We start from the raw sequence: 21,184 nt of genomic DNA, 5'->3' as shown, positions 1-21,184 counted from the left end.
ATATATTAGAGGTAGTTAACCAAACTTAATTGTGAAATCTTAGCCGTCGCTGAAAGCATTGCTTCGTAGTTAAGTTTTACTTGAGAAAGTTTCATTGAAGCCTCAGCCAAATCTGTATCTATTACAGATGAACGAAGTGTAATAGCGCTTATTTTTAACAGCTCGGTTCTTTGTATTGATTCATCAAGGGAATTTGACTGAGCACCGGTTTTTGAATGAATTTTGGCTACATGATTATTTAAATCATCAATCATTTTTATACCATTTTGAATTCCTAAAGTTCTCGCATTGCCATTGTCTGCATCCGAATATATTTTGCCCTCTTCAACTGATTTAATTATTTCATCTATTGTTTTAAAAAAATCTGTCTTTGGATCACGAACGGTTATGGCATTATTTGAGTTAAAAGTCATAACTGAAGGCGCTGAAAGAGTTGAAAAATTTCCACTATTTTTATCATGAATAGCTATCTCGGCTTTTGTATATGTAGAGTTTTTATCTTTAAATTCTATTTTTCCATCATATGTTAAATGCGTATTACCTGATAAATTTGAATCTTGTACCGCATTATCATAATCCGTATCTCCATTTGTAGAGCTTGGGATATGAGCTGTTGTTACCATATTCATAACATCCATAAGCTGTTGATATGTCATATCATCGGCATTAACCGCAGTTCTTGGATTTTTCATATTAAAAATAGTGTAGTTCGTAACTCCGCCGTCAAGAGAAAATGTAGAGCCGCCGTTTGCCGTATTTTTTAACTTTATCTCTGCATCAAATGCTATGCCGTCTATATTTTTACCGGAGAAAGAAAAAGTTGTACCGTCTAACGAGTCTGCTGTTCCTTTTGAGAGATCTGCAACCTCCGAAAGTTTAGTTGAGGGAGTTGCAAAAGCATTTGTCTCTTTTATAATTTGAGAGACATTTGAAGAGAGTTTTGAGCCATCTTTGCTAAATTGTGTATTATCGTAAAATGTATTTTTCATATCAGATAAAATTGCTTTTTCTGATGTATTTGTACTTACTGCAACCAATGGATTGCTATTTGATAGATTAGTATCTATAAAAACACCCTTTGCCATACCTTTTGATGTCGTATCCAGCCTAATAGTATCTCCAATTACGCTTACGCTAAAATTACCGGAAGATTCAATCTGATTTTTTAAGTTATCATAAGTCGTTGCGGCATCCACAACAAAGGCTTGTGTATATGTAGTTATTGAGCCGTATTTATCGCCTATCTTCACAGACAGTGTTTCACCGCCTGCTACGGCGGCACTCATGGAAAACTGTGCGCTTACAAGCTTATTTTCAAACTCTGTGGCAGGAGTAAAATCTGAACTAACGAAATTTTTCACATAAAGATTTGAATTCGCAGCAGAACTAGTCCCTTTTATGATTTTATCAAAATCGTTCTCACCGCTTATGAGATTTTCTATATTTCCAAGCTCTGTTACGCCATAAGCAGAAGCATTGTTTATATCTGCTTTATCTATTGTCGGAAACCCGCTATAACCAAAATCAGTCGCTGCAACCATATGAAATTCTATTTTACTAGAACCTTTCATTTTATCTTCTACAACAATTTGCCCATAGCTGTTTAAACTAACATCTGCAACTTTTAGATTTGGAGTGTTTCCGTACGCCTCACCTATTTTAGTCAAAAGCTCTCCTACACTCTCATTATCTTTCATAGATATTTGTTCATTAAAAGAGGTTCCGTCACTTGAAGTTCCTCTGATATAGAAGTGATGTTTTGCATTTACACCATCTACTCCATCATCAATATCACCCATCAAATCACGAATTGTACTGTTTGAGCTAATCATCTCATCGGTACCATCAGTAAGATTTTTACCTTTAAGCTGTGGGTATTTTGCAGTTAGGCTATGCTGTACCACATTTGCAGTTATCTCTCTTTTTTGATCGCCTTCTTCTCCCAAAAAGAATTCGGATCCGCTTATATTGTACTGTTGAGTAGTGCCTGCACCCGTAAAAGACTCAAGAATACCGCTATTTCCGACATATTTTCCATCACTTGTAATCGGTTTTGTATTGATTGCAGATCCTGAGAAAAGATACTGTCCGTTTATAGAACTATTTGCTAAATTTTTTAAATGGCTTTCTACGCTTCTCAACTCTTTTGCAACAGCATCCAAAGATGTGTTGTTTTGCGTGCCGTTAGCAGATTGAATAAGAAGTGTTTTCATTCTATCTAATGATGTTTCAAAATCATTTAAAATAGTATCTGTCTGGTTTGAGATTTTATACCCGTTTTCTGAACTTTTTTTACTCTGTTCAAGCGTTGCTATCTCGTTATCATGTCTCATTGTTTCAGTAAATGTTCTTACATCTTCATGTGCATACTGAATCTTCAATCCGGATGAGATTTGCTTATTTACATCAAAAAGCTCTTTATTTAGCGTTTGACTATTACTACCATATACACTATCGTAATACATGCTATTTGAAATTCTCATATCACACCTCCAACTTTATAAAAACTCTGTTTCATAATAACTACACAAAGCAACATAAGTTCCATTTTAACTATATCGGCAAAAAATATTTATACATAACCGACACATCTAACTTATATTTAAGCAATAAGTCACTATTATTTCGCTTCAAGCCAGTGTGGTGAAATGGTAGACACGCCTGATTCAAAATCAGGTATAGAAATATGTGGCGGTTCGAGTCCGCCCACTGGTACCACGTATTAAGTACAAATGAAGAGTTCCGCTTTGGGAACTTCCTCTTAATTATTTTCCTTGAAGTTTTATAAATCCGTCCGTAAGTGCAAGAGAAGCTTTTCTGGTTGCATTTTGCATAACCGTTTGACTATCTCCAGAAACATCTCTCTCGTTTTTAAAACCTAAAATTTTTGATTTATCCGTTAAAAGTTCGCTTTTTGCGGTTGCATTTACTTTTTTACTTTCGTTATATGCTTGAAGCACTATTGCCATAGATATAAGCTCTTTTTCCTCTTTTTTAAAGATATTTTTTTCAACTACTTGCTCTTCTTGATTAAGAGTGACTTTAGCGTTAAGTATATACTCGTTATCAGACTCTAAAGTTCTGTTTTTGTTAAATGAAAAAACTCTAAAACAGTTCGTCTCTTTTAATGAACTAATAAGAGCGCTTCTTATTTCATCGGGAGCAATATTGAATGTTTTTGCACTATTTTTTATATCAATATCTTTTAAATAAAGTGTCGCCATCGGCTCTGAACACAAACTTTGGTTGTCAATATACAAAACATTCTTTTTTTCTACACATCCTGAAAAGAGTAGAACTAAAAATATAGCAGATAGAATTTGTTTCATCGAAATATCCTTTTTTTTTAATCCGAAAGTATAACACACATTTAAATTCCATAATATGTTAAAATAAGAAAATTATTTAGATTGGACTCTTTGTTTTCATGCTTTTTAAACTTCTTATTTTTGTTCTTATCTACTTAAATCTACATGCAAATACAGAAATAGAAGATACCTACTATGTTGACAACAGGACAATCAGTTCCTCAGTAATTACAAAAGATACAAAAAACGATTTTACTATTTTATCAATAGATAAAAACTCTAATACGCAGAAGATTAAAACTAAAGATTTAATGAAGCTATTGAGTGATCACGGATATAAAAACTATCACTCTAAAAAAAGCTATATAAATTTTATTTTAAAAAGTCCTATTGATATATCACTGCTTAAGTTGAAACTAAAAGAGTATTATGAAAAAAACTATGAAACCATAGATATTCAAAATATTTCAATAGAGCCAAGAGGACATATAACTGCCCTGCCAAAAGATTATATCGTGAATATAGAGAGTCGTGATTTTTTATCAAAAAACGGCATTATAAATATCAAAACGGCTGAAAATAAGAAGATATTTTTTAACTACCTTATAAAAGCAACCGTCATGGTTTACATCAGCTCGGATATTATCAAAAAAGAGACTTCCATTTCACCTCAAAATTACATAAAGAAGAGTGTTGTTTTAGATAAATTTAGAGCTAAACCAATCCAAAATATAGATAACAGCTCCATTCAGGCAAAACGACATATTCCAAAAGATACGATTTTAACATATAACGATATTGAACTGCTTCATGTAATCAAGAGAGATTCTATGATTAACGTAACCATGTCAAAAGACGGTATGGATATCGTATTTAGTGCAAAAGCGCTTCAAGATGCCAAAGTAGATGATATAATAAAAGTTCAAAACAGCAACGGAAAAACTTTAAAAGCAAGAGTTACCGGCAATAACAAGGCGGAGTTAGAGTGAAAAATCGTAAAATAGTAGTGGCATCAAGCGGTGCAAGCGGTGTAAATCTTGGAGTAAAGGCAGTTAGACTGCTCCCAAAAGAGATAGAAAAACACTTCATCATGACAAAAAATTCACAAATAGTTTTAGATAAAGAGACGGGTGTAACACTCCATGACAATGACGATATCTCCGCAAGTATCTCTTCAGGCTCTTTCGGAGTCGATGCTATGATTATTGCACCGTGCAGCATGAATACTCTTGCAAAAATAGCATGCGGTATCGCCGATAATCTAGTTACAAGATGTGCAAGCGTTATGATAAAAGAGCATAAAAAACTCATTCTTGCTCCGAGAGAAATGCCGTTTTCCGCCATTGCCTTAGAGAATATGCATAAATTAGCAACTCTAGGGGTAATAATCGCCCCTCCTGTTATGGCATACTACTCAGAGCAACAGAGTTTAGATGAGATGGAAAATTTTATCATAGGCAAATGGTTTGACTTGCTTGGAATCGAAAATAACCTTTATAAAAGATGGGAATAATGAAAAAAACAGCACTCTATCCGGGAACTTTTGACCCAATCACAAACGGGCATTTTGACATAATCGAGAGAGCTCTAAGGCTTTTTGATGAAGTTATAGTCGCAGTTGCCGATTCGGCAGACAAAAAACCGATGTTTACGCTTGATGAGCGAATCGAGATGGTAAGAGAAGCCGTAAAAAATCTAAAAAATGTAACGGTTGTGGGTTTTGACAATCTTACGGTTGAACTTGCGCGTACTCATAATGCTACAGTTTTGATTCGCGGTTTAAGGGCCGTCAGCGACTTTGAGTATGAACTTCAACTCGGGTACTTAAACAATTCGCTAGACGATACGATTGAGACTGTTTATCTTATGCCAAAACTCCAACATGCATTTATTAGCTCTTCAATAGTTAGAAATCTTCTAAAATTCAACGCCAAAACCGAACATCTCTTGCCAAAAGAGGTTCAAAATATTATAGGAAATATGAAATCATGTACATTGCAATAGAGGGAATTGACACTGCGGGAAAAAGCACTCAGATAGCAAAACTCACAGAACATTTTAAAGATGCCCTTATCACAAAAGAACCGGGTGGCACCGAGGTCGGCAAAGAGATAAGGGAGATAGTTTTAAGCGCTAAAACAAAGAGCAAAAAAGCTGAATTTTTACTCTTTTTAGCTGACCGCGCCGAACATATAAAAGAGATTGTAGAGCCGAATTTAGATAAACTCATCATCTCTGACAGAAGTGCCGTAAGCGGTGTCGCTTATGCTTTGGTTCAAGGCGAAATAGACAAAAAAGATTTGGTATCTTTAAATAATTTTGCGACAAACGGTATCTACCCGTCAAAGATTTTTCTGCTTTATCTAACAAAAGGGGAGCTTGAGTTTAGACTCTCTCAAAAAAAATTAGACGGCATTGAACTAAGAGGCGTAGAGTATCTTTTAGGTATTCAAGATGCCGTTATAGAGGCTGCAAAACTCCTAAATTTGGAACTAATCACCATTGATGCAACAAAAAGCATAGATGATATAACCAAAGAAATATTAAATAGTATCAATATTTAATTGGTTTAAATATTTACTTTATTTGATTGTTGACATATATCAATAAATATTATTAAAAAAACACTTACTATATGGCAAATTTTTATGAGGAAAAAAGTTGCCGAAAAAATATCTTCAAAGAATGATGTCAAAAGGTGCCAGACCGGCTAGAAAACCCGCAAGTAAAATCTTGTGGTCGGTAGTCGGATCGTTTGTAGGCATATATGTTATGTCAATTTTTAGCAACTCATTTTCAACGCAAGATAGTTTTTTTCTTCTAGGCTCTTTCGGTGCTTCTGCAGTTTTAATCTACGGAGCGCCGGAAGTACCTTTTTCTCAACCAAGAAACCTAATCGGAGGGCATGTCTTATCTGCCATAGTCTCAGTATTTTTGGTAAAAAGTTTTGGAAATTTACTAAGTTTAGAACTTTTATGTGCACTTAGCGTTGCACTCTCCGTTTTAGTAATGCATTTAACTATAACCATGCATCCTCCCGGAGGTGCTACTGCGCTTATATATGTCATAGGAAGTGAGAAAATCCAATCACTCGGTTGGATTTACCCGCTCTCACCGATAGCTCTCGGAGTTACAATGATGCTTATAATAGCGCTTATTGTAAATAACATATCAAACAATACCAAGAGACACTACCCGACTTACTGGTACTAGAGCGTTACTTTTTAGCTAGTAACTCTATCTTGATTTTGAATATCATCTAGTATTTGGCAAAAAGAATCATGAATATCGTTGCAAGGCTCTATTCCTATAAAAATCTCATTATCTGTTTTTTCAAATGCTTTTGTAGCAAAATCCCAATTAATATGATTCCAAAACTCTTCTAAATATTTTAAGCGCAGATTTCTATAGTCAATATAATAGGCATGTTCCCATACATCACATACAAACAGAGGTATAAGATTGGAAGAGAGGGGAGTATGTGCATTTGCCGTCTGTTTAATCATCAATTGCCCTTTAGGCTCTCTAACCAACCATACCCAACCTGATCCAAAAAGCGTTGTTCCGGCTTTTATAAACTCCTCCTTTAGGGCTTCTAAAGAACCAAAATCATTATTTATTTTGAGTAAAAATTTTCCGCTAGGAGCAGATTTGGAGCCACTCAAACAATTCCAATAAAAAGTATGGTTAAAAACCTGTGCCGCATTGTTAAAAACAGCTCCCTCCGAATCACGGATAATGGAAGAGAGAGACATCTTATCAAACTCCGTCCCTTTGATAAGCTCATTTAACTTATTTACATAAGCAGCGTGATGTTTGCCGTAATGGTACTGCAGTGTCTGTGCTGAAAGGAAAGGCTCAAGTTCATTCTCGGCAAAAGGCAGTTTCGGTAACTCTATCATCTTAGTATCCTCATTTGTTAAAATTTACTATCAAACCTAAGTATAAGATTCTATTATTAAAATTAATTTAATCCTCTAAAATAGAATATAAAGGTAAAAATGGTATTCTTTCAAACTTAAAAAACAATACCGGATATAAAGGAAGTCAATGATTAATTCGTTAAGAGGGATGAATGATATTTTAAGTGATGATTATGAGAGATTTACATATTTCATAAGCGCTGCTACAAAAATTGCTCAAAGATACGGTTTTCATTTTATCGAGACCCCTCTTTTGGAAGAAACTGCTCTTTTTAAACGCTCAGTCGGCGAATCAAGTGATATTGTCGGCAAAGAGATGTATCAGTTTATCGATAAAGGCGAAAACGATGTTTGTTTGCGCCCTGAAGGAACTGCGGGAGTAGTTCGTGCATTTATACAGAAAAAACTTGACCGTGCAGGCGGAATACACCGCTTTTTTTACCACGGAGCTATGTTTAGATACGAAAGACCGCAAAAAGGTCGCTTAAGACAGTTTCATCAGTTTGGAGTCGAGAGTTTCGGCGTTGATAGCGTCTATGAAGATGCTTCCATGATTATGATGGTAAGCGATATACTAAAAGAGCTCGGCATCGGGTACAGACTTCAGCTTAATTCACTCGGCTGTAACGACTGTATGCCTAATTATCGTGAGGAGCTTGTTGCATTTGTGAGAAAGTGCGAAGGCGGGATTTGCGAAGATTGCGTTCGCAGAGTAGACACCAACCCGATTAGAGTGCTTGATTGCAAAAACGGCTCATGCCAAGAACTATACATAGGTGCTCCGAAACTTATAAATCATCTATGTTCTGATTGCGGCAATGATTTCAACACTCTTAAAAAGATTTTAGAAGATAATAATATAGAATATGAAGTTAATACGAATCTTGTCCGCGGGCTTGACTACTACTCCAAAACCGCATTTGAGTTTGTAAGCGATAACATCGGAAGCCAAAACGCGATAGCAGGCGGTGGAAGATATGATAGACTTGTTGAGTTTTTAGACGGTAGAGCTACTCCTGCCGTCGGCTTTGCTATGGGGATTGAGAGGCTGATGGAACTTATAGTAATGCCTGAAGTAAAAAAAGATGGCTACTATATCGGTGCGCTTGATGACGAAGCGATAGATATGATTGTTAAAATTGCACATAATAAGAGAAAAACTGATGTCGTTGCAATAGACTACAAAACAAAAAATCTTAAAAATCATCTCAAAGCCGCAGACAAAGTCAATGCAAAATATTGTGCCGTAATCGGTTCTAACGAGATTGCAAGCGGTACTATTTGGGTAAAAAATCTAAAAGATAAAACAGAAAAAACGGTGACTTTAGAGGAGTTTTAATGAATAATTTCGGTCTTGATATTTGGTCTAATAATAATTTTATAATTGAAAACGGTCAAATTAGGTTAAACTACAAGTGTATGCCATCCTTGCTTCAAATCGTTGAAGACATTCGTTCAGATGATGTGAGAGGTCCTATTTTACTTAGATTTCCGCATCTAATAAAAGCTCAAATCAGAACTCTATACAACTATTTTGACAAAGCGATACAGCAAAATAACTATAAAGGTAAATTTAACGCCGTTTTCCCGCTCAAAGTAAATCAATTTCCGCACGCCGTAGAAGCCGTCACATCTCAAGGAGCACAATACAACTACGGTTTAGAAGCCGGTTCTAAAGCGGAGCTGATTTTAGCAATGAGCAAAACTCCAATCGGCGCAAATATCACCGTTAACGGTTTTAAAGATAAAGAGATGATAACTTTAGGCTTTATAGCGGCTCAAAGCGGACACAATATCACAATTACGATTGAGGGTTTAGGTGAGCTTGAAACCATCATAGAAGTTGCCAAAGAGTGCGATTTAAAAGTACCAAATATCGGAATTAGGGTAAGACTTCACAGCACGGGAAGCGGTATCTGGGCAAAAAGCGGCGGTATGGATGCAAAATTCGGTCTGACATCTACGGAGATTATAGAAGCTATTACGCTTCTTAGAGAGGCGGATTTATTACAGCATTTGAGTATGATTCACTTTCATATCGGTTCTCAAATGTCGGATATCGCACCTCTGAAAAAAGCTCTGCGTGAAGCAGGAAACATCTACGCTGAACTTAAAAAAATGGGCGCTACAAGCTTAGACAATATCAATATCGGCGGCGGTTTGGCAGTAGAGTACAATCAACATGCGCATCTTAACTCACGCAACTACTCCATTGACGAGTTTTCAAGCAGCGTCGTTTTCCTGCTCGGCGAAATTATGAACGCTAAAAATGTTTCTCATCCGAATATTTTTACGGAATCGGGAAGATTTATCGTTGCTTCGCACGCCGTTTTAATTACGCCTGTTTTGGAACTTTTTACACAAGATTATCAAGAAAAACTTCTCAACTTTAAAACGGTAAACCCACCTCTTATCGAAGAGTTGGTTGAACTAAACAGACTACTCAACAATACAAACTGTATAGAGTATCTTCACGATGCGCTTGACCACATGGAGTCCGTTCTTACCCTCTTTGATTTAGGTTATATTGACCTGCAAGACCGCTCAAATGCCGAAATTTTAGTTCACAATATCATAAAAAGAGCGCTTTATCTAAAATCCGCAAACCCGACCGATGAACTTGCACAGCTACAGGTAAAACTTCAAGAAAGATACCTAATCAATGCATCTATCTTTCAAAGCTTGCCTGATTACTGGGGTTTAAATCAGCATTTTCCCGTTATGCCTCTGCATCATCTAAACTCAACACCTCTAAGAGCTGCATCATTATGGGATATTACATGCGACAGCGACGGAGAGATAGGCTTTAATCCCGATAAACCTCTCTACTTACATGATGTAAATCTCGATGAAGAGGAGTATTTTTTAGGTTTTTTCAATGTCGGCGCATATCAAGAAACGCTTGGAATGAATCATAACCTATTTACTCATCCCAGCGAATACACGATTACTATAGACGAACACTCGTACGAAGTAAAAAATGCCGTTGAATCAAAAAGTATTTTAGATATTTTGGACTCCATCGGGTATGATTCAAAAATTTTACATACTAAGCTGAAAAATGATTTGTCAAATTCAAAGTTTATTTCAGAAAAAGAAAAAAGTGATACACTTGCAAAATTAGAACTGTTTTTACAACAAAACGGTTATTTAAGAACTACCAATTAGGAGTTTAGTTTGGGACTTTTTGCTGAAATCAAAGAAGATTTTTTAAATGCTTATAACAATGATCCAGCCCTTAACTCTAAATTTGATTTTTTATTTAATTACCCCGGTGTCTGGGCTGTTGCTTGGTACAGAGTAGCGCACAGACTCTATATGGCTAACTTTAAAAGTTTAGCTAGAATTATCATGGGACTAAACCAGATTATTACAAACATAGACATTCACCCCGGAGCCGTAATCGGCAAAAGAGTCTTTATAGATCACGGAACGGGTGTCGTAATAGGACAAACCGCAATCATAGAAGATGATGTTTTAATCTATCAAGGCGTTACTCTAGGCGGTGTTTCTCTAACGCAAGGAAAACGACATCCGACTATCAAAAAAGGTGCCGTTATCGGCGCGGGAGCAAAGGTTTTAGGAAATATAGTTATCGGCGAATATGCAAAAATAGGCGCAAATTCCGTTGTAGTAAAACCTGTTCCAAACAACGCTACGGCTATCGGTATTCCTGCTCATGTGATAGAAAAAGGAAGATGTAAAGAGCCGTTAATGCACAACCTACTCCCTGACATCAATAAAGAGATGTTTGAATATCTACTAAAACGCGTTGCGGTTTTAGAGCATATTTTAGTCGAGGACAACAAAGAACTTCTTGAACAAGATTTAGAACTTGAAAATATTTACGAATCATTCATTAGAGCAATGAAAAATTAAATTTTTTTTAGTATAATTCGCCAAATAAATTTCTTGCTGTTTTACAAGAAGTTCTCTGCCACATTATGTGGCAAGCTTTAGTGCCATAGCGGCTAGCGTAGCTAAATGGGCTTTTGCTCATTTAGCGTGATAAATTTAAAAGAAAAAGGGTTACTAATGCTAACAGATCGCGTAAATACACTATCTGAATCAATTACAATTGCAATCTCAACACTCGCGGGCGAGCTAAAAGCTCAGGGCAAAGATATACTAAGCTTTTCTGCGGGTGAACCTGATTTTGACACCCCACAAGTTATAAAAGATGCTGCAATTGCGGCTATAAATGAAGGTTTTACAAAATACACACCCGTAGACGGTATTCCTGCGCTCAAAGCTGCCATAGCAAATAAACTCAAAAGAGATAACGGCTTAACTTACGCTCCAAATCAGATTATCACAAACAACGGTGCAAAGCACTCTTTGTTTAATCTTTTTGCGGCAACAATCCAAAAAGGCGATGAAGTAATCATCCCTTCTCCTTACTGGGTTACTTATCCTGAACTTGTTCTATACTACGGCGGAACTGTTGTAGAGATTGAAACGAATGACGAGAGTTCATTTAAAATCACTCCAGAACAGTTAAAAAATGCTCTTACTCCAAAAACAAAGATGATAGTTCTTACAAGCCCGTCAAATCCGACAGGCTCTGTTTACTCAAAAGCGGAACTAACCGCACTCGGTAAAGTTTTAGAAGGAACAGATGTTATCGTTGCAAGCGATGAGATGTATGAAAAACTTATCTACGACGGTGAGTTTACATCTGCTGCGGCTGTTAGTGAAGATATGTATAAAAGAACTATAACCATTAACGGTCTTAGTAAATCGGTTGCTATGACGGGTTGGAGATTCGGTTATATGGCTGCTCACAATACGGAGATTATCCAAGCAACTAAAAAACTTCAAAGTCAAAGCACTTCAAATATCAATTCTATTACTCAAAAAGCTGCGATTGTCGGTTTAAACGGTGATGCAGATGCGGATATAGAGAAGATGAGAGTAGCATTTAAAGAACGCCGCGATGAAGCCGTAAAACTTATAAATGCTATTGACGGGCTTAGTGTTTATAAACCAGACGGCGCTTTTTACCTCTTTATCAATATCAAAAAAGTTTCTAACGACTCTATGAAGTTTTGTAAGGAACTTTTAGAGAAAAAAGGCGTAGCTTTAGTTCCGGGTGTAGGCTTTGGAAGCGAAGGATATGCAAGATTCAGCTTTGCTACCGATATAGAGAGTATCCGCACGGGTATTAAACGAATCGAAGAGTTTATAAAAGAACTTTAAAACTTATTTTTTTAAATCTCCCCATTGCGGAGATTTAAAATCTTTCATATAGTATATAGTAACTCCCTGCCCTGTCTCTTTTACTTCGACATCTATTCGTACTGATTTATTTATGCCGTATTGAAGTATTAGTGTTGAAATTTCATTATTTTTATAAACAATACGGATTCTTTTGTTAAATCTGGTTCCTATCTCATATCCAAGCGTACCGTTATCATTTGTCAAAATATTTAGAGTATCTATCTTTAAATTTGTTGATTTGTTTAGCAGCTCTTTTAAGCCTGCTCCAAGAAGCGCACTGCTTAATGCCGTTTTGGAACTCTTGCCGCTTGAGTCGAAAACGGATGAGGCGCTGCCGCCAAATAGGATATACGACATTATATCTTCTTGGCTCATTTGCGGATTTGAAGAGAAAAGTATTACCGGTGAATCGACCCTGTTTGTTATAAAAATGCCTATGTCTACATAGTCAAGCGTATGGTAATGCAGATTTAAATTTAAGTATGGGTTTGTATATTTTTCATCGTAAAAGTAGATCTCGCTCTCATCAAACTCAAAAATTTTATCGCGTAAAATAACCTTTCCTTTATGAATGGTTATCATTCCTAGCAACTTCATCTGCGCGCCTGCTTCTTGATAGAGCGTTAAATCAGGAGTAAAAGTAACATCCACATCTTTTACCTTATAACTCATCGGTTTTAATGAATTTATGCGAATGTTAAGCTCTCTATTCTCTTTTTTACTCTCTTTGTTATCCTCTTTTTTTATATCTTGTATGATTATAATATCTTCATCACCCATAGAAAACTCTTTTTGCAAAGCATACATTACGCTTCCGCCCAAGATAGTTATATCGCCCTCGATTTTCTCTCTGCCCGTACTATCTAAAGTAGCCTGCAAATCCATCTTTAAAGTAACATTTACATCTTTTGTCTCATAATGAAAATTATCACTCTTGATGTTAATATCTGCGCTCATATCTGAGAGTTTTACCAACCCGCTTAAGAGTAGATTGTCATAAATCCAAAATTCTCTAAGTGCTATATCGCCGTTTTTATCTATAACAACTTTTGACGGCTTATCTGAATGTATCTTATAATTTAGTATCTCAACTTTATATCTTTGAAGAGTAACCTCACTATTTTTATAAAAAAATTCAAAAAAAGCATCCTTATTTGTATATGAACTTTGAGAATTCAGTTTTAATGTATACCAAGGCAAATCCAGCCTTGCGGTTATTTCAAGCTCGTTTTTATAAGAGATGACCATGTTTGCTTTGACTTTTGCATCAAAAAGTATATTTTTATCATAAAGTTTTAAATCAAGCTCACGAAATAGAGCATTTAACGACTCTATATTTGAATCTACTTGAAATAATTTTTTATCCAAATTTCCGACAATATCAAACCTGCTTGAGCCTATTTTTGCTATACCTTTTATGTCGTTTGTATTGCCTTTTTGAAGCGTTAAAGAAATTAGGTTTGTAGATAAGTCGGCTCTAATCTCATCTCTATTTTTGGATACAAAAAGGTTGAATTTAGGGATTTTTTCAAGTTTAAGTTCATTAAAATAGGGCATATCTTTTTTTGGATAGACCTCGGAATGTAAGCTTGAAAGGTTTTTATCTACCTCAAACTTGCCGTCAAAATTTGCATACTTTGTATCTGCGTAAAATAAAAATTTTTTATAATCTCGCGTATCTACTTTTATACTGATATCTTGTGCAGCAAAATCAATTTTACTGCCGTTTTTATCTGTTTTTATCTTCATGACAAAATCTTTAAAAGGCAAATCAAAACCATCTTTTATAAAATCAACTTTTAGTTTTGACTCATATTTTGCATCAAATCTAACCAAGCTCTCTTGCTTTACAAAAGCTTCTAAATTTTCATAAAAAGCCTTATAGTTCGCAAATATGGTTAAAAAATCATCTTTAAAATTATAAATCAGATTTATATCCGCACTATTTAACTCAAGATTTTCTATCTCTTTGTGTGTTATTTTTTTTATCGATGTTTTTAGATTCATCTTTGTAGTAGATATATCCAAATCTACATCCAATTTTTTCGGTGTATATGCCAAAAAACCAAGATACCTCTCTTCTATCTTTTTATCTACTAAAAGAACAGATTTACCTCTTAGATGATTTGCTTTAATATTGCCCTCTATAAATGCTTTACCATAGGATGTATTTAAATCTAGCACAATATTTTCAAAGTCTATTTTATCTCTGATACTCAAATCAGAACCGATTAAATCAAAAGAGTAAAGCTCCTCTTTATATCTAACTTTCCCATTTTTTAAATCAATATTTGAGATGTTTAGAGCAAAGATTAACGGCGTAGTTTGAGTGCTTGATAGCTTTAAAGCCTTGTCGGCGTCCACATAAACCCCCTCGGCACTGAGAGATTTTAACCTTGGAGTCGGTGTTAGAAGCATAAGAAAATTATAATTGATTTTTAGTTCGTCTATTTTTACGATATCTTTATATTTCAACTCTTTTACTACAACTCCGTCAAAGAGTCTGCCCTCGATAGATTTATACTCGATAGAGTACTCCTCTAGCTGCTGTTTTGCCAAATATACGGCGATATCCTCTTGAAATAGAATAAAAAATCCTACCGCTGCTAAAAAAATCAGAGATTTTAATATATTTGAAAAAAAAAGATAGATTTTTTTTATCAAAACAGCTCTCCGATATGAAAATGAATAGCGTACTGTTTTGTCGGGTCTGCTATATCAAAACCAAAATCTATAGCAATCGGTCCAATCGGGGTTTTATAGCGAAGTCCGAAACCTGCACTATAATATCCGTTGTCATAACTCGGTACGCTGCCGTTTCCCAAATATGTATTATCGCTAAAGAGGACTCCTCTTAAACTGCCGTAAATGTCAAATCTCATCTCGGCAGTCGCTTCTAAAATAGAATCCGAACCGATTGGGTCGTTTTGGCTATTTGTCGGACCGAGTTTTCTATAACCGTAGGCGCGATTGCTGTACATTCCGCCGGCAAAAAAACGATAAGATGAGGGGATATACCCGTCACTTACACCGAGTGAGCCGAAAGTCGCCTTTAATCCAAAAATATAATCATCTATGGGGAAAATATATCCGCCGTTTAATTTAAACTTATAATAAGACGCATCCGAGACACTGCTTTTTAACGAACCCATAATCTGAGAATTTACAAAATATCCGCTTGTTGCTTCTAGTATCTTATCTCTCGTATCATAATTCCACTCAAGTTTTGGAGATACTAAAAATAGAGAACTCTTAGGAAACAGCGTTTCATCGTTGCTATCGTATGTTCTGGATTTATCAAAAACCAGACTCTCCTTAAATGTATGAGGTAAAAAATTTTGCTTTAAAAAAATATTTGCCGAAATTCTGTTTTCTTTAAAAGTCGTAAATTCTTCATTCTCGTATCCGACTTCAAAACCGGTAAAATTTTTGTTTAAAAGAGGCATATCAAAATTAGTTTTAATTGTCTGCTTGATTTGAGTCAATCTCGTTTCAATCCCGATTGTTTTTAGATTGCCTAAAAAATTTCTGTGCTTTGCTCCTAGTAAAAGCATAGCTCCCTCATCACTGCTAACACCTGCTCCTGCTTGGGTGCGAATCGATTTTTCATTTTCAAATACACTTAAAGTAACATTGACACTGCCGTTTTTATCCGTATTTGTATCTATTATAGCTTTTGAGACACCCTCGTATCCATAGATACTTTCATAACTTTTTGTTATCTTATCTGTTGTAAATAATTCGCCTTCTTTTATATATAATATAGATTTTAATATATCTGCATCAATATTTTCAGTCGGCTTTACATCTATTTTTCCAAAATGACACCTCTCGTTTTGCAATACATCGTATGTCAGATAAGCGCTGTTTTGCTCTATATCAACCCATGCTTTTGCATTTATAGAAATATCGCAGAAATGGTTATTTGCATATAGAAGTTTTATATCTTTTTTACTCTGAGTAAATTTATTTGCGTCAAATATATCGCCCTCTTTAAAGGGTATTTTTTTACCGATATCTAAGCTTGATGTTTTGGCTACGCTCTTTACGATAATCGGGTCATTTTCTTCAATGATGATTGTGATGCTGTTTTCATTATTTATATGAAGTATCTCTGCGTGATAAAAACCTCTGGATTTGTAGTAATTTTTGAGGGTCTCTTTAATTAACTCGATATCTTTTAATTCGATGGAAGGCTTATCGGCATAAAACTCATAAAAACGCGGCTTATGAATCTCTAGTGCGTCATAAAGTTCTCTTGATGTCAGTGCTCTGTTTCCGCCAAAAAAAAGCAAAGTATTTTGGGCAAAAAGAAGTGTAGAAAACAAAAAAAAGAGAAATAGCTTCTTTTTCAACTACACTCCATTCAAAAACGCCCTATTCTAGGCAAAAAATTTCTTGCAAAACTGCAAGAAGTCTATTTTAACTCCTTAAGAGCCTCTATAACTTCATCTAAATTTTCCAACGGAATATGAACTTTCCACTCCGGTTCATTCTCATCTCCGACTAAAGACACTCCTATGCTCGCAACACTATGACTGCCCTTACCGTAAGGCTCATCTATTTTAATTACGGAAATAACGCCTTTTTTAGTTCCCTTTAGCAAAATTGTTTTTGGCATACAAAACCACCTCTTTTTTTTATTTGATTAGTCTAGCAATTTTTGCCTGAAGTTTAAGCCATATTTTGTGTTCGACCAAAGGAAATCCCGCAAATGTCAATCCGCTTTGATTGATACTCTTTGTCACTCCGCTTCTAGCGGCCATAGTCGTAAAAGGAGCTATGCTTAAATGACCTGCAGTAGCACTCTGCCCGCCCATAACTACATTTCTTCCCATCGTAGTCGAACCTGAAATTCCTGCTTGAGCGACAAGAACGGAGTGTTCTCCGATGACACAGTTATGTCCGACTTGAACAAGATTGTCGATTCTAACGCCGTGTTTTATGAGCGTTGTTCCAAAAACGGCTCTGTCTATCGTAGTTGAACTGCCTATTTCAACATTATCTTCTACTACGACATTGCCGTTTTGATAAATTTTTCTATGCTCACCGAGTCTATTTGTCGCAAAACCAAAACCGTCACTTCCGATTGTAGTATTTGCATGGATGATGCAATCACTCCCGATTCTGCAATCTCTGTAGATAGTTACGCTCGGGTATAGTATCGTGTTATCGCCGATTTGGGTATTTGCACCGATGTAAACATGCGCCATAATCGTACAATTTTTGCCGATTACCGCACCTTTTGCAATCTCGGCTTTTGGTGAGACAATCGTGCCTTCGCCTATTTGAGGTTTGGCAAGAGTAGCATCTTCAATAGGCGGAGCGAAATATTTTGAGAGCGTTGCCATCTCCCAGTAAGGACTCTCAACCACTAAAGCAATACAACCCTCAGGAACAAACTCTTTTGTCTGTTTATCGACTATTATAGCGCCGGCATTTGAATTTTGAATATCTTTTATATATTTTGAGTTTGCAACAAAAGATATCTCACTCTTTGAGGCATCTCTTAAAGTATTCATCTTTGTTACTTCAAAACTCTCACCCATAAAATCACTGTTTATTATTTTCGCACACTCTCTTAAATCCATCATTTTACTCCTGTAACTTCCCTATCCTTGCTTGAAGCCTTTTCCAATCTCTATGATTCATAAGCGGATAACCGCTGTAAACCCCTCCGCTCTCTAAGATGCTTTTTGTAACACCGCTTCTGGCTGTAAAAGTAGAAAACGGCGCTATATCTATATGGTCGCTAAAAGCACTCTGTCCGCTTACGACACAGTTGCGACCCAGTTTAGTCGAACCGCCTACCCCTGTTTGCGCTACAAAGATACAATGCTCACCGATATCGCAGTTATGTGCAATATGAATAAAGTTGTCTATCTTTGTCCCTTTTCTGATTATAGTGGAGTTAAAAACTGCCCTGTCTATTGCACAGTTTGCACCAATCTCTACGCTATCTTCTATGATGACATTTCCGTTTTGGTATATTTTGATATGCTCGCCCTCTTTTGTATGAGAAAAGCCAAATCCATCGCCTCCGACAACCGTTCCTGCATGAATAATGCAATCTCTTCCTATAATGCAGTCTCTATAAACAGTTACATTCGGATAAATAATCGTATTATCATTTATAACCGTATTTGTACCGATATATGCACCGGCCATAACGGTTACATTTGAACCTATAATAACACCGTTTTCCACCTTTGCCATAGTGTCTATATAACTGTTTTTACCTACTACGGCTTGCGGAAGTTGCGGTTCTATGGGTTTTTTGTAAAAGAGTTTTGTTGCATAAGCCATTGAGATTGATACATCGTCACAAACTATGTACGAGGAGTCTTTTGGAAGAAACTCCACTAAAGTATCGGTTATGAGATATGCTTTTGCCCTTGAAGATAATAATTTGGAAGCATATTTTTTATGAACTGCAAAAGTCAGCTGTGAGGGTGAAGATAAATCTAGCTCATTCATGGAGTCTATCTCTAAATCTTCACCGAAATATTGTAGTTTTAGATGCGAAGCAACATCGCTAAATAGCACTTTCTTTATCTCTCTAGTGCTACGGCACCGCTTCTTACAATCTCTTTTGGATTGTACTTGCTAATTATTTTGAGTAGGTTTTCAACTCTCTTTGGCTCGTCTGCAACCATTGCTATAAATACATTATCTCCCACATTAACGATTTTACCGTTGTAAGCTGCACATAAAGTAGCGATATCAGTGATGTTTTCAGATATAGGAAACTTCATTAAAGCCATCTCTTTTTCAACCAAATCGGCATGCTCGTAAACTTTTAAAACAGGTATTAGCTTATGAAGCTGTTTCGTTATCTGTTCTATCACTCTAATAGAGCCCGAAGTTACTATCGTAAGCCTTGAATATCTACTATCTGGAATCGGAGCAACAGTCAAAGATGTGATATTGTAACCGCGACCCGAAAAAAGATCCGTAATACGAGAGAGCACGCTTGCTTCATTTACGACGATTACAGAGATAACTCTTCTTGCACTTTCATCTTGCATTATTTTTTCTCCTTTTTCTCTAATAGCATCATATTAAACAGTGATCCGCCCGCAGGTACCATAGGCATAACATTTTCTAATCTCTCTACAATAACTTCTATAAAAGTAACTATGTTTTTCTCTACAGCATCTCTTAGTGCCGCATCAAACTCCTCTTTCGTATGGACTCTATATCCGATACCGCCGAATGCCTCTGCAAGTTTTACGAAATCAGGTTGAACGCTTAGATCTGTTTGGCTATGTCTTTTGTTGTAAAAAAGTGTTTGCCACTGACGAACCATTCCAAGATAGTTATTGTTTAGTATGATGTTAATTACCGGTATTTTTTTCTCAACCGCAGTCATTAACTCCTGACAATTCATCAAAATAGAACCGTCTCCCGTAAAGTTTATACTTATCTTATCGGGTGAAGCTACTTTTACACCCATAGCCGCCGGAAAACCAAATCCCATTGTTCCAAGACCGCCGGAGCTTATCCACTGGCGAGGGCGGGTAAACGGATAAAATTGTGCCGTCCACATCTGATGCTGCCCTACATCCGTAGAGATATTTGCACCGTCGCCTAACAACTCACCCACTCTTTGTATAACCCATTGAGGTTTCAATCTGTCACTGTCTTCATGATAAGTTAACGGATGAAGCTCCTCAAAATTTCTTATAGTCTCTCTCCAAGCTTCATACTTTGTCGGATTGATTAACGATACTGATTCCAACATCTCTTTTACGACATTTTTAACATCGCCGACAATCGGAAAATCGGCCTTTACAAGCTTTGAGATACTAGCCGGATCTATATCTACATGTATAACGCCTGCATTTTTTGCAAACTCGGAGAGTTTTCCCGTTACGCGGTCGTCAAATCTGGCACCCAAGCCGATAACCAAATCCGTCTCGCTCATAGCCATATTTGCAGCGTATGAACCGTGCATACCGAGCATAGAGATTAGCAAATCATCATCATGACTTAAGACGCCTCTAGCCATAAATGTCTCAACCGCAGGAATACCCGTAGCATGAACCAAATCTCTAACTTCATAAGCCGCATTCGAGTTTACAATACCGCCGCCTAAATAAAAAATAGGTCTTTTTGCTTTAGCAATCGCTTCCATCGCTTTTTTAATTTGACGAGGGTTGCCCTTTACATGCGGTTTATAAGTTTCAAGATTTAACTCAATCGAGTAGTCAAACTCGGCAATTTGAGCAGTTACATCTTTTGGGATATCCACATGAACCGGACCGGGACGACCGCTTGCTGCTATATAAAACGCCTCTTTTAGTATGCGCGGTAAATCCGAAGCATCCGTTACAAGGTAGTTGTGTTTCGTACAAGAACGGCTAATCCCGACGGCATCTATCTCTTGAAATGCATCCGTTCCGATGAGGCTCATAGGAACCTGCCCGCTTATAACGACTAACGGAATTGAGTCCATATAAGCATCAGCTAGTCCCGTAACTGCATTTGTAAACCCCGGACCGCTTGTAATGAGGGCAACACCGACTTTTCCGCTTGCTTTTGAGTAACCCTCGGCAGCATGTACGGCAGCTTGTTCATGTCTAGTTAAAATATGGTGAAAACTATTTTGCTTATAAATCTCATCATAGACATTCATAATTGCTCCGCCGGGGTAGCCAAAGACGGTATCTACACCCTCTGCAATTAAAGCTTCAATGACCATCTGCGCGCCACTTATCTGCATGAAAAGTC

The 21,184-nt window shown here is 36.5% G+C and carries 19 protein-coding genes and 1 tRNA gene; 10 read left to right on the top strand and 10 right to left on the bottom strand.

Translation table 11 applies throughout. From position 1 onward, the window contains the following. Window positions 1-5: 5 nt before the first annotated feature. Window positions 6-2,483 carry a flagellin gene (locus PHQ93_RS02855; RefSeq protein WP_299940597.1) on the bottom strand — a complete coding sequence of 826 codons (2,478 nt, stop codon included), beginning with the start codon at window positions 2,481-2,483 and terminating at the stop codon, window positions 6-8. A gap of 151 nt (window positions 2,484-2,634) precedes the next feature. On the opposite strand from PHQ93_RS02855, the gene PHQ93_RS02850 reads away from it, so the two are divergent. Continuing rightward, window positions 2,635-2,718: transfer RNA gene (locus PHQ93_RS02850), tRNA-Leu, on the top strand. 47 nt (window positions 2,719-2,765) lie between these two features. Here the strand turns inward: PHQ93_RS02850 and PHQ93_RS02845 are convergent. Next, window positions 2,766-3,329, bottom strand: a complete 564-nt coding sequence (locus tag PHQ93_RS02845; RefSeq protein WP_299940595.1) for a hypothetical protein — start codon at window positions 3,327-3,329, stop codon at window positions 2,766-2,768. Window positions 3,330-3,427: 98 nt separating this feature from the next. Between PHQ93_RS02845 and flgA the strand changes: the two genes are divergently transcribed. The 5 genes from flgA to PHQ93_RS02820 all read left to right on the top strand — a co-directional run bounded on the left by flgA (window position 3,428) and on the right by PHQ93_RS02820 (window position 6,521). Beyond that, window positions 3,428-4,297: a flagellar basal body P-ring formation chaperone FlgA gene (flgA, locus tag PHQ93_RS02840; RefSeq protein ID WP_299940593.1), complete on the top strand. Its 870-nt coding sequence runs from the start codon at window positions 3,428-3,430 to the stop codon at window positions 4,295-4,297. After that, entirely contained in the window at window positions 4,294-4,821 is a 528-nt protein-coding gene (locus PHQ93_RS02835; protein ID WP_299940590.1) for a UbiX family flavin prenyltransferase, read from the top strand. Before flgA ends, PHQ93_RS02835 begins: the two co-directional genes overlap by 4 nt. Next, a complete protein-coding gene (gene coaD / locus PHQ93_RS02830; protein ID WP_299940587.1) occupies window positions 4,821-5,312 on the top strand; it encodes a pantetheine-phosphate adenylyltransferase in 492 nt (163 codons plus the stop codon). The genes PHQ93_RS02835 and coaD overlap by 1 nt, the downstream gene beginning before the upstream one ends. Then, the gene (gene tmk / locus PHQ93_RS02825; RefSeq protein ID WP_299940584.1) at window positions 5,297-5,872 is read left to right on the top strand and encodes a dTMP kinase; all 576 of its coding nucleotides are present in this window, start codon (window positions 5,297-5,299) and stop codon (window positions 5,870-5,872) included. The genes coaD and tmk overlap by 16 nt, the downstream gene beginning before the upstream one ends. A gap of 97 nt (window positions 5,873-5,969) precedes the next feature. Further along, window positions 5,970-6,521, top strand: coding sequence for an HPP family protein (locus PHQ93_RS02820; protein ID WP_299940581.1), 552 nt, complete (start codon window positions 5,970-5,972; stop codon window positions 6,519-6,521). Between the two features lie 11 nt (window positions 6,522-6,532). Here PHQ93_RS02820 and PHQ93_RS02815 read toward each other — a convergent pair whose 3' ends face one another. Beyond that, the gene (locus PHQ93_RS02815) at window positions 6,533-7,210 is read right to left on the bottom strand and encodes a superoxide dismutase (protein ID WP_299940579.1); all 678 of its coding nucleotides are present in this window, start codon (window positions 7,208-7,210) and stop codon (window positions 6,533-6,535) included. Between the two features lie 148 nt (window positions 7,211-7,358). On the opposite strand from PHQ93_RS02815, the gene hisS reads away from it, so the two are divergent. The 4 genes from hisS (at window position 7,359) to PHQ93_RS02795 (ending at window position 12,430) form a co-directional block, all read left to right on the top strand. Next, on the top strand, window positions 7,359-8,570 hold the full coding sequence (gene hisS, locus PHQ93_RS02810) for a histidine--tRNA ligase (protein ID WP_299940577.1): 1,212 nt from the start codon (window positions 7,359-7,361) through the stop codon (window positions 8,568-8,570). Further along, entirely contained in the window at window positions 8,570-10,399 is a 1,830-nt protein-coding gene (gene speA / locus PHQ93_RS02805) for a biosynthetic arginine decarboxylase (protein WP_299940575.1), read from the top strand. Before hisS ends, speA begins: the two co-directional genes overlap by 1 nt. A gap of 9 nt (window positions 10,400-10,408) precedes the next feature. After that, window positions 10,409-11,110 (top strand): serine O-acetyltransferase, encoded by a 702-nt coding sequence (cysE, locus tag PHQ93_RS02800; protein ID WP_299914191.1) that lies wholly within the window; start codon window positions 10,409-10,411, stop codon window positions 11,108-11,110. Window positions 11,111-11,266: 156 nt separating this feature from the next. Then, entirely contained in the window at window positions 11,267-12,430 is a 1,164-nt protein-coding gene (locus PHQ93_RS02795) for a pyridoxal phosphate-dependent aminotransferase (protein WP_299940573.1), read from the top strand. A 3-nt stretch (window positions 12,431-12,433) separates the two neighbouring features. On the opposite strand, the gene PHQ93_RS02790 is transcribed toward PHQ93_RS02795, so the two are convergent. The 7 genes from PHQ93_RS02790 to PHQ93_RS02760 all read right to left on the bottom strand — a co-directional run bounded on the left by PHQ93_RS02790 (window position 12,434) and on the right by PHQ93_RS02760 (window position 21,176). Beyond that, a complete protein-coding gene (locus tag PHQ93_RS02790) occupies window positions 12,434-15,115 on the bottom strand; it encodes a translocation/assembly module TamB domain-containing protein (protein ID WP_299940571.1) in 2,682 nt (893 codons plus the stop codon). Then, the gene (locus tag PHQ93_RS02785) at window positions 15,112-16,806 is read right to left on the bottom strand and encodes an autotransporter assembly complex family protein (protein ID WP_299940569.1); all 1,695 of its coding nucleotides are present in this window, start codon (window positions 16,804-16,806) and stop codon (window positions 15,112-15,114) included. Before PHQ93_RS02785 ends, PHQ93_RS02790 begins: the two co-directional genes overlap by 4 nt. Window positions 16,807-16,868: 62 nt before the next feature. Then, a complete protein-coding gene (locus tag PHQ93_RS02780) occupies window positions 16,869-17,072 on the bottom strand; it encodes a hypothetical protein (protein WP_299940567.1) in 204 nt (67 codons plus the stop codon). Between the two features lie 19 nt (window positions 17,073-17,091). Further along, window positions 17,092-18,042, bottom strand: a complete 951-nt coding sequence (lpxD, locus tag PHQ93_RS02775) for a UDP-3-O-(3-hydroxymyristoyl)glucosamine N-acyltransferase (protein ID WP_299940828.1) — start codon at window positions 18,040-18,042, stop codon at window positions 17,092-17,094. Window positions 18,043-18,046: 4 nt separating this feature from the next. Continuing rightward, complete coding sequence (gene lpxD, locus PHQ93_RS02770) at window positions 18,047-18,997, bottom strand: UDP-3-O-(3-hydroxymyristoyl)glucosamine N-acyltransferase (protein WP_299940565.1); 951 nt, start codon at window positions 18,995-18,997, stop codon at window positions 18,047-18,049. A 5-nt stretch (window positions 18,998-19,002) separates the two neighbouring features. After that, window positions 19,003-19,479 (bottom strand): acetolactate synthase small subunit, encoded by a 477-nt coding sequence (gene ilvN / locus PHQ93_RS02765; RefSeq protein WP_299940564.1) that lies wholly within the window; start codon window positions 19,477-19,479, stop codon window positions 19,003-19,005. Continuing rightward, window positions 19,479-21,176, bottom strand: coding sequence for an acetolactate synthase large subunit (locus tag PHQ93_RS02760; RefSeq protein ID WP_299940562.1), 1,698 nt, complete (start codon window positions 21,174-21,176; stop codon window positions 19,479-19,481). Before PHQ93_RS02760 ends, ilvN begins: the two co-directional genes overlap by 1 nt. Window positions 21,177-21,184 lie beyond the last annotated feature (8 nt).

The sequence above is a fragment of the Sulfurimonas sp. genome (genome assembly GCF_028714975.1).
Taxonomy (GTDB): domain Bacteria; phylum Campylobacterota; class Campylobacteria; order Campylobacterales; family Sulfurimonadaceae; genus Sulfurimonas.
Note: the sequence above shows the minus strand (reverse complement) of the source record. Positions and strands in the feature narration are given on the sequence as shown.